This window comes from Streptomyces sp. NBC_00859, assembly GCF_045161865.1.
In the GTDB taxonomy this organism is placed as follows: domain Bacteria; phylum Actinomycetota; class Actinomycetes; order Streptomycetales; family Streptomycetaceae; genus Streptomyces.
The window spans coordinates 6,237,836-6,251,216 of the sequence record NZ_CP108826.1; the positions used below are offsets into that span (position 1 = coordinate 6,237,836).

General features: G+C 69.8%; 15 protein-coding genes. 12 read left to right on the forward strand and 3 right to left on the reverse strand.

Annotation, left to right across the window (positions count from 1 at the left end; genetic code table 11):
- Positions 1 to 158: 158 nt before the first annotated feature.
- From OG584_RS27310 to OG584_RS27350, 9 genes are all read left to right on the forward strand, one after another.
- Positions 159 to 881, forward strand: coding sequence for a helix-turn-helix transcriptional regulator (locus OG584_RS27310; protein WP_405781722.1), 723 nt, complete (start codon positions 159 to 161; stop codon positions 879 to 881).
- A complete protein-coding gene (sufB, locus tag OG584_RS27315) occupies positions 878 to 2,299 on the forward strand; it encodes a Fe-S cluster assembly protein SufB (RefSeq protein WP_405781723.1) in 1,422 nt (473 codons plus the stop codon). Before OG584_RS27310 ends, sufB begins: the two co-directional genes overlap by 4 nt.
- Before the next feature lie 62 nt (positions 2,300 to 2,361).
- Positions 2,362 to 3,585, forward strand: coding sequence for a Fe-S cluster assembly protein SufD (gene sufD, locus OG584_RS27320; protein WP_405781725.1), 1,224 nt, complete (start codon positions 2,362 to 2,364; stop codon positions 3,583 to 3,585).
- Positions 3,585 to 3,905: a bifunctional 3-phenylpropionate/cinnamic acid dioxygenase ferredoxin subunit gene (locus OG584_RS27325; protein ID WP_356833474.1), complete on the forward strand. Its 321-nt coding sequence runs from the start codon at positions 3,585 to 3,587 to the stop codon at positions 3,903 to 3,905. Before sufD ends, OG584_RS27325 begins: the two co-directional genes overlap by 1 nt.
- 7 nt (positions 3,906 to 3,912) lie before the next feature.
- Complete coding sequence (gene sufC, locus OG584_RS27330) at positions 3,913 to 4,704, forward strand: Fe-S cluster assembly ATPase SufC (protein ID WP_405781727.1); 792 nt, start codon at positions 3,913 to 3,915, stop codon at positions 4,702 to 4,704.
- Positions 4,701 to 5,957, forward strand: a complete 1,257-nt coding sequence (locus OG584_RS27335; protein WP_405781729.1) for a cysteine desulfurase — start codon at positions 4,701 to 4,703, stop codon at positions 5,955 to 5,957. Before sufC ends, OG584_RS27335 begins: the two co-directional genes overlap by 4 nt.
- Before the next feature lie 74 nt (positions 5,958 to 6,031).
- Positions 6,032 to 6,487, forward strand: a complete 456-nt coding sequence (gene sufU / locus OG584_RS27340; RefSeq protein ID WP_405781731.1) for a Fe-S cluster assembly sulfur transfer protein SufU — start codon at positions 6,032 to 6,034, stop codon at positions 6,485 to 6,487.
- The gene (locus tag OG584_RS27345) at positions 6,484 to 6,822 is read left to right on the forward strand and encodes a metal-sulfur cluster assembly factor (RefSeq protein WP_327298283.1); all 339 of its coding nucleotides are present in this window, start codon (positions 6,484 to 6,486) and stop codon (positions 6,820 to 6,822) included. The genes sufU and OG584_RS27345 overlap by 4 nt, the downstream gene beginning before the upstream one ends.
- A gap of 178 nt (positions 6,823 to 7,000) precedes the next feature.
- Entirely contained in the window at positions 7,001 to 8,398 is a 1,398-nt protein-coding gene (locus OG584_RS27350; RefSeq protein ID WP_405781733.1) for a hypothetical protein, read from the forward strand.
- Between the two features lie 69 nt (positions 8,399 to 8,467).
- Here OG584_RS27350 and OG584_RS27355 read toward each other — a convergent pair whose 3' ends face one another.
- Positions 8,468 to 9,562 (reverse strand): hypothetical protein, encoded by a 1,095-nt coding sequence (locus OG584_RS27355; protein ID WP_405781735.1) that lies wholly within the window; start codon positions 9,560 to 9,562, stop codon positions 8,468 to 8,470.
- 97 nt (positions 9,563 to 9,659) lie between these two features.
- Between OG584_RS27355 and OG584_RS27360 the strand changes: the two genes are divergently transcribed.
- From OG584_RS27360 to dapD, 3 genes are all read left to right on the forward strand, one after another.
- The gene (locus OG584_RS27360; RefSeq protein WP_405781736.1) at positions 9,660 to 9,980 is read left to right on the forward strand and encodes a DMT family transporter; all 321 of its coding nucleotides are present in this window, start codon (positions 9,660 to 9,662) and stop codon (positions 9,978 to 9,980) included.
- Positions 9,980 to 10,558 carry a TetR/AcrR family transcriptional regulator gene (locus tag OG584_RS27365; protein WP_405781738.1) on the forward strand — a complete coding sequence of 193 codons (579 nt, stop codon included), beginning with the start codon at positions 9,980 to 9,982 and terminating at the stop codon, positions 10,556 to 10,558. Before OG584_RS27360 ends, OG584_RS27365 begins: the two co-directional genes overlap by 1 nt.
- Positions 10,559 to 10,682: 124 nt before the next feature.
- Positions 10,683 to 11,681, forward strand: a complete 999-nt coding sequence (gene dapD / locus OG584_RS27370; protein WP_405781740.1) for a 2,3,4,5-tetrahydropyridine-2,6-dicarboxylate N-succinyltransferase — start codon at positions 10,683 to 10,685, stop codon at positions 11,679 to 11,681.
- A gap of 28 nt (positions 11,682 to 11,709) precedes the next feature.
- Here the strand turns inward: dapD and dapA are convergent, their stop codons facing one another.
- Both dapA and OG584_RS27380 read right to left on the reverse strand, forming a co-directional pair.
- Entirely contained in the window at positions 11,710 to 12,603 is an 894-nt protein-coding gene (gene dapA, locus OG584_RS27375; protein ID WP_405781742.1) for a 4-hydroxy-tetrahydrodipicolinate synthase, read from the reverse strand.
- A 99-nt stretch (positions 12,604 to 12,702) separates the two neighbouring features.
- Positions 12,703 to 13,296: a hypothetical protein gene (locus tag OG584_RS27380; protein ID WP_405781743.1), complete on the reverse strand. Its 594-nt coding sequence runs from the start codon at positions 13,294 to 13,296 to the stop codon at positions 12,703 to 12,705.
- Positions 13,297 to 13,381: the final 85 nt, after the last annotated feature.

The following is a 13,381-nucleotide window of genomic DNA, read 5'->3' on the forward strand; positions in this document are numbered from 1 at the left end:
AGTCTACGAAGCCGCCGACCGGCGGATGGCGCAGGGGGCGCAGGCCGTGCGGCGCCCGGCATCCGGCCTTGTTTAGGTAACCCTAAGTGATCGACACCACCGCGCGCGTCCGGGATCTTTACTTGTCGCGGGCCGGTGAATTACGCAACAATGGCGTTGTGAAAAACGTTGGCGAGGCTCCGCAGGAGGAACTCGCGACCGGTGAGCGGTCCACCCGCAACCGGGTCGCGCGCTCCATCCTGGACCACGGCCCGTCCACCGTCACAGAGCTCGCCGGCCGTCTCGGCCTCACTTCGGCGGCGGTCCGCCGCCACCTCGACGCCCTGGTCGCGGATGACGTCGTCGCCCCCCGTGAGCAGCGGGTGTACGGCGCCCGGACCCGTGGCCGTCCCGCCAAGGTCTTCGCGCTCACCGACTGCGGCCGCGACGCCTTCGACCAGTCCTACGACCAGCTCGCCGCGGACGCCCTGCGCTGGATCGCCCGGCGCTCGGGCGACGAGGCCGTCATGGAGTTCGCCCGTGACCGGCTCGCCACGCAGGCCGAGACGTACCGGGAGGCGGTCGAGGCCGCAGCGCCCGCGAGCCGCGCCGAGGCACTGGCCAAGGCGTTGACCGCCGACGGGTACGCTGCTACGGCGCGAAGCGCACCGGTCGGCGAGCAGCTGTGCCAGCACCACTGCCCGGTGGCTCATGTCGCCGAGCAGTACCCGCAGCTCTGCGAGGCGGAGACCGAGGTCTTCTCCCGCCTGCTCGGGACCCATGTGCAGCGTCTGGCCACCATCGCCCACGGCGACGGCGTGTGTACGACGTTCATCCCCAAGACCACCCATCAGACCACCGATTCAGCATCCGCCAGCACGGCCGGGAGGAACCCCGCATGACGCTCCCCACGGAGACTGCCCACCCCGAACTCGATGGCCTGGGCACGTACGAATTCGGCTGGGCCGACTCCGACGTGGCAGGCGCCGCAGCCAAGCGCGGCCTGTCCGAAGCGGTTGTCCGCGACATCTCGGCGAAGAAGAACGAGCCCGAGTGGATGCTGAAGCTGCGCCTCAAGGGCCTCAAGCTCTTCGGCAAGAAGCCCATGCCGAGCTGGGGCTCCGACCTGTCGGGCATCGACTTCGAGAACATCAAGTACTTCGTGCGGTCCACCGAGAAGCAGGCTGCTTCCTGGGAGGACCTGCCGGAGGACATCAAGAAGACGTACGACAAGCTCGGCATCCCGGAGGCCGAGAAGCAGCGCCTCGTCGCGGGTGTGGCCGCCCAGTACGAGTCCGAGGTCGTGTACCACCAGATCAATGAGGAGCTGGAGGCGCAGGGTGTCATCTTCATGGACACCGACACCGCGCTGAAGGAGCACCCGGAGCTCTTCCAGGAGTACTTCGGCACGGTCATCCCGGTCGGCGACAACAAGTTCGCCTCGCTGAACTCGGCCGTGTGGTCCGGCGGTTCCTTCATCTACGTGCCGAAGGGTGTGCACGTCGAGATCCCGCTCCAGGCCTACTTCCGTATCAACACGGAGAACATGGGCCAGTTCGAGCGGACGCTGATCATCGTCGACGAGGACGCCTACGTCCACTACGTCGAGGGCTGCACCGCCCCGATCTACTCGTCCGACTCGCTGCACAGCGCCGTCGTGGAGATCATCGTGAAGAAGGGCGGCCGCTGCCGCTACACGACGATCCAGAACTGGTCGAACAACGTCTACAACCTCGTCACCAAGCGTGCCGTGGCGTACGAGGGCGCGACCATGGAGTGGGTCGACGGCAACATCGGCTCCAAGGTGACCATGAAGTACCCGGCCGTCTACCTGATGGGCGAGCACGCCAAGGGAGAGACGCTGTCGATCGCCTTCGCGGGCGAGGGCCAGCACCAGGACGCCGGCGCCAAGATGGTCCACATGGCCCCGAACACCTCCTCCAACATCGTCTCCAAGTCGGTGGCGCGAGGCGGCGGCCGTACCTCCTACCGCGGTCTGATCGAGATCGGCGAGGGCGCCGAGGGCTCCAAGTCGAACGTCCTCTGTGACGCGCTGCTCGTCGACACGATCTCCCGCTCCGACACCTACCCCTATGTGGACGTCCGCGAGGACGACGTGTCCATGGGCCACGAGGCGACCGTCTCCAAGGTCTCCGACGACCAGCTCTTCTACCTGATGAGCCGCGGTATGACGGAGTTCGAGGCGATGGCGATGATCGTGCGCGGTTTCGTCGAGCCGATCGCCAAGGAGCTCCCCATGGAGTACGCCCTGGAGCTCAACCGGCTGATCGAGCTGCAGATGGAGGGATCGGTCGGCTAGCAGCCGTCCGCACCCTCGACCGACCCAGACGTATTCATCAGAAAGCGAGCACGACGACAGCCATGGCTGAGGCTCAGAATTCCCCCAAGGACCTACGAGAATCTCCGGTCCAGGGGGGACCCCCCGCGGCAGGATCCACCACTGCCGGGTCCATCGCGGTGGCTGCCGACTCCACCGTCGCCACCCGTATGAGCGCGGCTCCGTCCTTCGACGTGGCGGACTTCCCGGTCCCCCACGGCCGTGAGGAGGAGTGGCGGTTCACCCCGCTGGAGCGCCTCAAGGGCCTGCACGACGGCACGGCGGTCGCGACCGGCGCCGGCGTCGAGGTCGAGGTGTCCGCGCCCGACGGCGTCCACGTCGAGACCGTCGGCCGTGACGACGCGCGCATCGGCCGGGCCGGCACCCCCGTGGACCGGGTCGCCGCTCAGGCGTACTCGTCCTTCGAGAAGGCGTCGGTCGTCTCGGTGCCCAAGGAGACCGTGCTCAGCGAGCCGATCCGGATCGCGGTGCGCGGTGTCGGCGGAGTCGCCTACGGCCACCAGGTCATCGAGCTCGGCGCCTTCGCCGAGGCCCTCGTGGTCATCGACCACACCGGCGACGCGGTGCTCGCGGCCAACGTCGACTACATCCTGGGCGACGGCGCGAAGCTGACCGTCGTCTCCGTCCAGGACTGGGATTCCGGCGCCGTCCACGTGGCACAGCACAACGCGCTGGTGGGCCGGGACGCCTCGCTCAAGTCGGTCGTGGTCACTTTCGGCGGCGACGTCGTACGCATCCACCCGCGCGTGCAGTACGCGGGCCCCGGCGGTGAGGCCGAGCTCCTCGGTCTGTACTTCACCGACCACGGCCAGCACCAGGAGCACCGCCTCCTCGTCGACCACAACGCCCCGCACTGCAAGTCGAACGTGGCCTACAAGGGCGCGCTCCAGGGCCAGGACGCGCACGCCGTCTGGATCGGCGACGTCCTGATCAGGGTCGCAGCCGAGGGCACCGACTCGTACGAGCTCAACCGCAACCTCGTCCTCACCGACGGCGCGCGGGTGGACTCGGTCCCGAACCTGGAGATCGAGACCGGCGAGATCGCCGGCGCGGGCCACGCGTCGGCGACGGGCCGCTTCGACGACTCGCAGCTCTTCTACCTGCAGTCGCGTGGCATCCCGGAGTCCGAGGCCCGCCGTCTGGTGGTCCGCGGCTTCTTCGCCGAGCTGGTCCAGCAGATCGGTCTGCCGGACGTCGAGGAGCGCCTGCTCACCAAGATCGACGCCGAGCTGCAGGCAGCCGTCTGATGGCCGCCTTCGTCAGGGCCTGCGCGCTGAGCGAGCTGGAGGACGACACCCCGAAACGGGTGGAGCTCGACGGCACGCCGGTGTCCGTGGTCCGTACGGAAGGGGAGGTGTTCGCGATCAACGACATCTGTTCGCACGCGAACGTCTCCCTCTCCGAGGGCGAGGTCGAGGACTGCACCATCGAGTGCTGGCTGCACGGTTCCAGCTTCGACCTCCGCACCGGCAAGCCGTCCGGCCTTCCCGCGACGCGCCCCGTCCCCGTTTACCCCGTAAAGATCGAAGGGGACGATGTGCTCGTCTCCGTATCCCAGGAGTCCTGAGTCACCCATGGCAACGCTTGAAATCCGCGACCTGCACGTCTCCGTCGAAACCGAGAACGGTACGAAGGAGATCCTCAAGGGCGTCGACCTGACCGTGAGGCAGGGCGAGACCCACGCCATCATGGGCCCCAACGGCTCCGGCAAGTCGACGCTCGCGTACTCCCTCGCGGGACACCCCAAGTACACGATCACCAGCGGCACCGTCACCCTCGACGGTGAGGACGTGCTGGAGATGACCGTCGACGAGCGGGCCCGCGCCGGCGTCTTCCTCGCCATGCAGTACCCGGTCGAGGTCCCGGGCGTCTCCGTCTCCAACTTCCTGCGTACGTCGGCCACCGCCATCCGCGGCGAGGCGCCGAAGCTCCGTACCTGGGTGAAGGAGGTCAAGACGGCCATGGAGACCCTCCAGATGGACCCGGCCTTCGCCGAGCGCAACGTCAACGAGGGCTTCTCCGGCGGTGAGAAGAAGCGCCACGAGATCCTCCAGCTGGAGCTGCTCAAGCCGAAGATCGCGATCCTCGACGAGACGGACTCCGGTCTGGACGTCGACGCGCTGCGTCAGGTCTCCGACGGCGTCAACCGTGTCCGCGAGGGCGGCGATGTCGGCACCCTGCTGATCACCCACTACACGCGCATCCTGCGCTACATCAAGCCCGACTTCGTGCACGTCTTCGCGAACGGCCGGATCGCCGAGTCCGGCGGCCCGGAGCTCGCCGACAAGCTGGAGAACGAGGGCTACGAGGCATACACGAAGGTTGGCACCGTGAGCGGAGCGAACCCGGAGGAGGACGTCGCGTGACACAGCTGCCGGGCCTCCTTGACACCGACGCGATCCGCAAGGACTTCCCCCTGCTGGATCGTGTGGTCCACGACGGGAAGAAGATCGTTTACCTGGACAACGCGGCGACCTCGCAGAAGCCGCGCCAGGTGCTCGACGCGCTGAACGAGTACTACGAGCAGCACAACGCCAACGTCCATCGTGGCGTGCATGTGCTCGCCGAGGAGGCCACGGCGCTGTACGAGGGCGCCCGCGACAAGGTCGCCGCCTTCATCAACGCGCCGAGCCGCGACGAGGTGATCTTCACCAAGAACGCCTCCGAGTCGCTCAATCTCGTGGCCAACATGCTCGGCTGGGCCGACGAGCCCTACCGCGTCGACCACGAGACCGAGATCGTCATCACGGAGATGGAGCACCACTCCAACATCGTGCCGTGGCAGCTGCTCTCGCAGCGCACCGGCGCGAAGCTGAAGTGGTTCGGCCTCACCGACGACGGCCGCCTCGACCTGTCCAACATCGAGGAGATCATCACCGAGAAGACGAAGATCGTCTCCTTCACGCTGGTCTCCAACCTGATGGGCACGGTCAACCCGGTCGAGGCGATCATCCGGCGCGCCCAGGAGGTCGGCGCGCTGGTCTGCATCGACGCGTCCCAGGCCGCGCCGCACATGGTGCTGGACGTCCAGGCGCTGCAGGCCGACTTCGTGGCCTTCACCGGTCACAAGATGGTCGGCCCGACGGGGATCGGCGTCCTCTGGGGCCGCCAGGAACTCCTCGAGGACCTGCCGCCGTTCCTCGGCGGCGGCGAGATGATCGAGACCGTGTCGATGCACTCGTCGACGTATGCCCCCGCGCCGCACAAGTTCGAGGCGGGTACGCCCCCGATCGCCCAGGCCGTCGGCCTCGGCGCGGCCGTGGACTACCTCTCCGCGATCGGCATGGACAAGATCGCCGCGCACGAGCACGCGCTCACCGAGTACGCGATGAAGCGTCTCGCCGAGATCCCGGACCTGCGGTTCATCGGACCGTCCACGGCCCTCGACCGCGGCGCGACGATCTCCTTCACGCTCGGTGACATTCACCCGCACGACGTGGGCCAGGTCCTCGACGAGGAGGGCATCGCGGTCCGCGTGGGTCACCACTGCGCACGGCCGGTCTGCCTGCGGTACGGAATTCCTGCGACCACGCGAGCGTCGTTCTATCTGTACTCCACGCCGGACGAGGTCGACGCGCTGGCGGACGGGCTGGAGCACGTGAGGAATTTCTTCGGCTAGGGCCTTTCGTTTGGCATATGCCTGGCCGGACCGGCCCGGCCATACGGACGAGGACATCGGGTAGGGACTGGATCGTGAAGCTGGATTCGATGTACCAGGAAGTGATCCTGGACCACTACAAGCACCCGCACGGGCGCGGTCTCCGTGACGGCGACGCCGAGGTGCACCACGTCAATCCGACGTGCGGCGACGAGATCACGCTGCGTGTGCGGTACGAGGGCGACCGCGTCGCGGATGTGTCGTACGAGGGTCAGGGCTGCTCCATCAGCCAGGCCAGTGCGTCCGTGATGAACGAACTGCTGGTCGGCAAGGAACTGGGCGACGCCCAGAAGATCCAGGAGACCTTCCTGGAGCTGATGCAGTCCAGGGGTCAGATCGAGCCGGACGACGCGATGGAGGAGGTACTGGAGGACGCCGTCGCGTTCGCCGGTGTCTCGAAGTACCCGGCGCGCGTCAAGTGCGCGCTGCTGAGCTGGATGGCGTGGAAGGACGCGACGGCGCAGGCGCTGTCCGAAGGGAAGACCGCATGAGCGAGAACGAGACCGCCACGATGAAGCCCGCCTCCGAGGAGGAGGTCCGCGAGGCGCTGTACGACGTCGTCGACCCCGAGCTGGGGATCGACGTGGTCAACCTCGGCCTGATCTACGGCATTCACGTGGACGACGCGAACATCGCCACGCTGGACATGACACTGACGTCCGCGGCCTGCCCGCTGACCGACGTCATCGAGGACCAGGCGAAGTCGGCCACCGAGGGCATCGTGAACGAGCTGAAGATCAACTGGGTCTGGATGCCGCCGTGGGGCCCGGACAAGATCACCGACGACGGCCGCGAGCAGCTGCGCGCGCTCGGCTTCAACGTCTGATCCGTCCCGCCGCTCCTCCCGGCGCATGCCCTGTACGGCCCCGGTGCTTCCCGCACCGGGGCCGTATTGTGCTGTTCGCCTTCCGTACGTACGGTGTGCGCGCCCCGTTGGCGCGCAGACCGGAGCCTTCTCGTCGACGACGCCCCACCGCGATCCGCCCCACGACGAGAGGGTCCCCGTGCACATCTCCGCCAACCCGCTGCGCCGCACGTCCGCCGGAGCGGCCGCCGCGAGCGGGCTGCTCACCCTGGCCCTCACCGGCGTCAACGCCCCCGCGCACGCGGCGAGTTACGGAACACCCACCGTTTCTCTCTCGGCGGGCTACCTGTCCGGAGCGGTCGGTGCCACCGGAGACCCCGCTCTCACCGTCACCGTGGCACAGAGCGGTGCGGCCGCCTCGGACCTCACCGTGGCCGCGTCGGCCAGCTCCAGGCCGTCGGTCGCCGGGACCGGTGACGTCTCCGTCACGGGAACGGGCGCCACCCGGCAGCTCACGGTCGGCGCCCACGCGCAGGGCTACACCGACCTCACCATCGAGGTCACCGGCCTCGGCGGAAAGAGCGCCACCAAGACCCTGCACTATGCCGCGTCCGCCGCCGCGCAGCACAGCGCGGACACCCGCTACTTCACCGGCTCATCCGATGCCTCCGCCGCCGTTCCGGTCGGCGGCGGCTACGTGGTGGTGGCCGACGACGAGTCCAACACCCTCCGCCTGTACAACGGTTCGGTCTCCGGCGCGCCCGTGCGGACCTGGGACTTCAGCGATGAGCTGGGCGTCGGCAAGGAGATCGACATCGAGGCCGCGGCGCGGGTCGGCGACACGGTCTACTGGACGGGCTCGCTGGGCAACAACAAGGACGGCGAGTACAAGTCCGACCGCAACCGCGTCTTCACCACCGAGGTCACCGGCTCGGGAGCCTCCACCCAGCTCGCCTTCGGCGGCTCGTACGCGAAACTCCGTGACGACCTGGTCGCCTGGGACAAGGCCAACGGGGACCGCTACGGCTTCGCCGCGGGTACCGAGGACGGACAGGTCCCCAAGCAGATCGACGGATTCAACATCGAGGGACTGGAGTTCGCGCCCGGTTCGTCCACCACCGCCTACCTCGGCTTCCGGGCACCGCTGGTGCCACCGGCGAACGGCGGCAAGGCGCTGATCGTGCCGGTCACGAACATCGACCAGGTGGTCACCGGCAAGAAGGCCGTCTTCGGCACACCGGTCGAGCTGGACCTCGGCGGGCTCGCCATCCGGGACATCCGGAAGAACGCGGCCGACCAGTATCTGATCGTCGCCGGTTCCTGGGCCGCCGACGACAACTCCGACCCGTACGCCCTCTACTCCTGGGACGGTGTCGCCGGGCACGCCCCGGTGAAGCGGGCCGATCTGCCGACCAGCGACCCGGGCGGCTGGGAGGCCGTGGTGGATGTCCCCGACCTGACCGCAGCCGGCGCGCGTGCCCAGCTGATCACCGACGACGGCTCGGCCGACCTCTACGGGGACGGTACGGAGGCGAAGGACCTCGCCCACGACGAGTGGAAGAAGTCCCGCGCCACCTGGTTCACCGTGGGGCAGTGACGCCGGGCCCGCTCGGTCCTCCCGGTGCTGCCGGACGGTACGCCCGCGCCGGCCCCTCGGTGCCCCGGGTCAGTACTGCCGGGCCGCCGCTTCGATGAGCACGGGTGCCAGCTCCTCCTGGCGCATCCGCCGGTCCACGTAGAGCAGGCCGGTCACCAGCTGCGAAAAGGTCACCGAGACGATCTGGCTGAGCGTCTGGCCCAGCAGGGAGGCGGCCAGATAACCGGCGACAGTGGCCAGCACCCGGGCCGGACTCGGCTCGGCCCCGGAGTCCAGGTGGAGCGACAGGCCGCTGAACATCCCCAGCGCGGTGAAGGGGATCTGGATGAAGTAGCCCGTCAGGCCGCCGATCGCCAGCGCCAGCAGCGAGATGCCGCAGACCCGCCACCATGAGCCCCGCACGAGCCGGGCCGACCGGCGCAGTGCGCCGGCCGGCCCCTGGCCCTCGAACACCACGGCGGCGGGGGCCAGGCTGAAGCGCACCCACAGCCATACCGCGGACGGCACCAGGGCAAGCCCGCCGAGCACGCCCACCGTGATCGCCGCGGCTGTGTTGTGCGCATCGGCGGCCGCCACGACGACGGCGGTCGCGGCCCCGGTGATCACCAGCAGCGGCACGAGGACGACCAGTCCGCACAGCAGGACGGTGCCGATCACCGGAAGCAGCCGTGACCAGGCCTTGCGCCAGACGGCCCGGAAGGTCGTCGGCCGGCCGAGCACCGCTTCCTGCAGGACGGTCGCGCACGCCGCGCAGACCATGGCGGTGCACACCATGCTCAGGAGCCCTGCGGCCAGGAGCACGCCGGAGAGGGACAGCACCAGAGGCCGGGCCTGCTCCCAGCTGACCCCGGAGGACTCCGGGGTGTGGAGGATCCCGTGGATCCGGCCGGAGAACGACGCGTAGAGGACGCCCAGCGCCGCCGCCAGGGCCGCTGCCGCACCGCCGTACACCACCGCGGCCGTACCGAGCAGTTGCTTCCAGTAGCGGCCCACCGTCGACATCGCGCCGCCCAGGATGTCGCCGAGCTGCAGGGGCCGCAGGGGTATCACGCCCGGCTCGGGTGTCTGCGGCTGCGGGGCGCCCCATCCCGCAGGCCCCCAGCCCGCCGGCCCCCCGTACGGCGCACCTCCGTGCGCGCCTGCCCACCCCGGGTCCTGTGTCACTGCTCGCTCCGTCCCCCGTGCGTCGCCGCCCGGCTTTCCGTGCCGGGATTCCCGGACGGCACACCGTAGCCCGTTCATGATGTGTACGGTCGTACACATGCCCTATGTACTGCTTGCCGCGGCCATCGCCGCGGAGGTCGGCGGGACCACCGCGATGAAGTACAGCGACGGTTTCAGCCGGCTGTGGCCCTCGCTGGCGACGGCGACCGGGTATGTGCTCGCCTTCGTCCTGCTCGCCCAGGTGCTGAAGTCGATGCCGGTGGGGACCGCCTACGCGATCTGGGCCGGCGCCGGTACCGCCGCCATCGCGGCCATCGGCCTGGTCTTCATGGGGGAGGCGATGAGCGCGGCGAAACTCGGCGGTATCGCCCTGGTCATCTGCGGGGTCGTGCTGCTGAATCTGGGCAGCTCCCACTGATGGCCAGGCGGTACGACCCCGGCCGCCGGGACCGGATCATCGATGCCGCGATCCGGATCGTCAGCGATCACGGCATCGCCGGGCTGAGCCACCGCTCGGTCGCCGCCGAGGCCGACGTGCCGCTCGGCTCGACGACGTACCACTTCGCGACCCTCGACGAACTGCTGGTCGCCGCGTTGCGGAGGGTCAGCGAGGAGCCGCAGACCGCGGTCGACGGGTGGGCGCGGGCCCTGGACGAGCCGGGCGAAGCGCTCGCCGGCCGGCTCACCACGCTGCTCGGGCGGCTCGTCGCGGGGGACCGGAGCCGGGCGCGTCTGGAGTACGAGCTGTATCTAGCCGCGCTGCGACGAGAGGCGCTGCGGCCCGTGGCGGCGGAGTGGCTGGACGCTTTCGTGGAGGTCGTACGGGCGCACGTCGACGGTGACGCGGCAACGGCCCGCTCGGTGGTCGCCCTGATCGACGGGCTGCTGATCCAACTCCTCCTGACCGGCCGGGCGTTCGAACCGGAGGAGGTGCGGGAGGCGCTGGCCCGGGTCATCGGCGACCGGGGCACCACGCGGCCGGCCGCCGACGGCTGAGCGCGCCGGGCGCCGCCCGCCCCCCGTCCACGGTCGTCCTCACCGCCGTGGGAAGCGGTGGCCCGGGTGGCCGGTCGCTGAGACCGGTTCGCAGGTGCGGCGTCCGGGCGGTTAGGTTTTGGTCATGACCGACACGCTCTCGCAGACCGCTTCCCGCTCCACCGGCGCCGTGGCCGCCGGACTTGCCACGATCACCGCCGACGGCACCGTTCTCGACACCTGGTTCCCCGCGCCCGCGCTCACCGCCGACCCCGGCCCTGCGGGCACCGAGCGGCTCTCCGCCGAGCGCGCGGCGGAGCTGCTCGGAGAGGCCGCCCCGAAGGCCGTGGGCCCCGACCCGCGCCGTGGCGTCGAGGTCGTCGCCGTCCGTACGGTCATCTCCTCGCTCGACGACAAGCCGCTGGACGCCCACGACGCGTACCTCCGGCTGCACCTGCTCTCGCACCGGCTGGTCCAGCCGCACGGGCAGAGCCTGGACGGGATGTTCGGCCTGCTCGCCAACGTCGCCTGGACGTCGCTGGGCCCGGTCGCCGTGGACGACATCGAGAAGGTGCGGCTCAACGCCCGCGCCGAGGGCCTGCACCTCCAGGTCACCTCGATCGACAAGTTCCCGCGGATGACGGACTACGTCGCGCCCAAGGGTGTCCGGATCGCCGACGCCGACCGCGTCCGCCTCGGTGCGCACCTCGCCGACGGCACGACCGTCATGCACGAGGGCTTCGTGAACTTCAACGCGGGCACGCTCGGCACCTCCATGGTCGAGGGCCGTATCTCCGCGGGCGTCGTGGTCGGCAACGGCTCCGACATCGGCGGCGGCGCCTCCACCATGGGTACCCTCTCCGGCGGCGGCAACGTCCGCATCACCGTCGGCGAGCGCTGCCTGGTCGGCGCCGAGGCGGGCGTCGGGATCGCGCTCGGGGACGAGTGCGTCGTCGAGGCCGGTCTCTACGTGACCGCGGGGACCCGGGTGACGATGCCCGACGGACAGGTAGTCAAGGCCCGTGAACTCTCCGGCGCCTCGAACATCCTCTTCCGCCGCAACTCGGTCACCGGCACCGTGGAGGCCCGCCCGAACAACGCGGTGTGGGGCGGCCTCAACGAGATCCTGCACAGCCACAACTGAGACTGGCGTGCCGGTCCGGCCGCCGGACTCATCCGGCGGCCGACAGCTCCGCATGAGCGCGCCGCAGCGCGTCGACCGCATCGCGGCCGGCGGGCTGCAGCGGTTCACGGACCGGCCCGGCCGGCAGTCCGGCCGCGCCGAGCAGGGCCTTCGCGGTCACCGTGCCCGGCAGCCCCGACGCCATCATCAGCTCCACCAGGGGAAGACTGAGCCCGTTGAGCCGTGCTGCCTCACCGGGGTCGGCGGCGTCGTGCGCGTCGAGCACGGCGCGCAGGGGGCCGGGCGCCACATTCGCGACCGTGCTGACGAAGCCCGAGCCGCCCACCGCGTACAGCGGCAGGTTCAGCTCCTCGCAGCCGGAGTAGAAGGCCAGCCCGGTACGCGACATGACCTTCGTGGAGCCCATCAGGTCGTACGCGCAGTCCTTCACGGCCGCGATGCGAGGGTGACCGGAGAGCCGCAGCAGCGTCCCGGTCCCGATACGGGTGCCGGTGCGGCCCGGAATGTCGTACAGCATCACCGGCAGCCCGGTGGCGTCGGCGACCGTGCGGAAGTGGGCCTCGACGGCTTCCTGCGGCGGCCGGCTGTAGTACGGCGTCACCACCAGCAGGCCGTCCGCGCCCGCGCTCTCGGCCGACCGTGCCAGCTCGACGGTGTGCCGGGTAGCCGCACTGCCCACCCCCGCCACGATGTGGGCCCGGTCGCCGACGGCCTCCGCCACCGCCCGCACCAGCGCGGTCTTCTCGGCGTCGGTGGTGGTCGGGGACTCTCCGGTGGTGCCGCTGAGGACGAGTCCGTCGCACCCCGCGCCGACCAGGTGTACGGCGAGCCGCTGCGCGCCCTCCAGGTCGAGCTCACCGGTGGTGGTGAACGGCGTGATCATCGCGCAGAGCGCACGCCCGAAGGGCCGCGAAGGGGTCATGGCGTCAGTCTTGCCCCGGCGGAGGGGCAGGTCCACTTGATTCGCTTCTTCCAGGACGAAGCGGCAGCGGAGCGGAGCTGAACAGTGCCGCTCCGCGGCTCAGTAACCGCCGCCGCTGCTGCTGGAGCTGCTGGAGCTCGAAGGCGAACTGCTCGACTTCGGCGGGGCGGCGACGATCTTCTTGCCCTCGGGGTTCAGGACGTACCACTTGGCACCGAACTGGGTGAGGCCCTGACCGTTGATGTCACCGGCCTTGTGGTCGCCCAGGAACGTGTAGAGCGGGTGGCCCTTGTACGTGACCCCCTTGACGCCCCCGCTCCGGACGGACGTGGACAGCAGCTTGGTCTGCACGCCGGTACCGGCGGTCGGCGTGTTCTTGGCCAGGAGCGGCGGCCACGCCTTGGCGCAGGCGCCCGAGCAGGTCGACTTGCTCGTCTTGTCCGCCTCGAAGAGGTACAGCGTCCGGCCCTTGCCGTTGACCAGGATCTTGCCGAGCGGGGTCTTCTTGACCATCACCGTCCTCAGCGCGCTCGCGGCCGAGGGGCTGCTGGACGCCGTCGTACTGCTGGACGGTGTGGATCCGGCCCCGTTGACCTGGGACTTCGATCCGTCTGTGCTGGAACAGCCGCTGATCGTCGTGGCGATCAGTCCGGCTGCCGCTACGGCTCCTGCTGCGGTGATGCGGCTCCTCATGGAGGCTCCTCCGGGTCGGCCGCCGACCCGGCGGCACTCGCTCGTGGCCGGCCCTGAGCGGGCCGCCGGATCCACTGGACCGCGA

Coding starts and splice junctions, on each gene's coding strand:
- sufB (WP_405781723.1), top strand. CDS start 878: ATGACGCTCCCCACGGAGACTGCCCACCCCGAACTCGATGGCCTGGGC.
- sufD (WP_405781725.1), top strand. CDS start 2,362: ATGGCTGAGGCTCAGAATTCCCCCAAGGACCTACGAGAATCTCCGGTC.
- OG584_RS27325 (WP_356833474.1), top strand. CDS start 3,585: ATGGCCGCCTTCGTCAGGGCCTGCGCGCTGAGCGAGCTGGAGGACGAC.
- sufC (WP_405781727.1), top strand. CDS start 3,913: ATGGCAACGCTTGAAATCCGCGACCTGCACGTCTCCGTCGAAACCGAG.
- OG584_RS27345 (WP_327298283.1), top strand. CDS start 6,484: ATGAGCGAGAACGAGACCGCCACGATGAAGCCCGCCTCCGAGGAGGAG.
- OG584_RS27360 (WP_405781736.1), top strand. CDS start 9,660: ATGCCCTATGTACTGCTTGCCGCGGCCATCGCCGCGGAGGTCGGCGGG.
- OG584_RS27365 (WP_405781738.1), top strand. CDS start 9,980: ATGGCCAGGCGGTACGACCCCGGCCGCCGGGACCGGATCATCGATGCC.
- dapD (WP_405781740.1), top strand. CDS start 10,683: ATGACCGACACGCTCTCGCAGACCGCTTCCCGCTCCACCGGCGCCGTG.
- dapA (WP_405781742.1), bottom strand. CDS start 12,603: ATGACCCCTTCGCGGCCCTTCGGGCGTGCGCTCTGCGCGATGATCACG.
- OG584_RS27380 (WP_405781743.1), bottom strand. CDS start 13,296: ATGAGGAGCCGCATCACCGCAGCAGGAGCCGTAGCGGCAGCCGGACTG.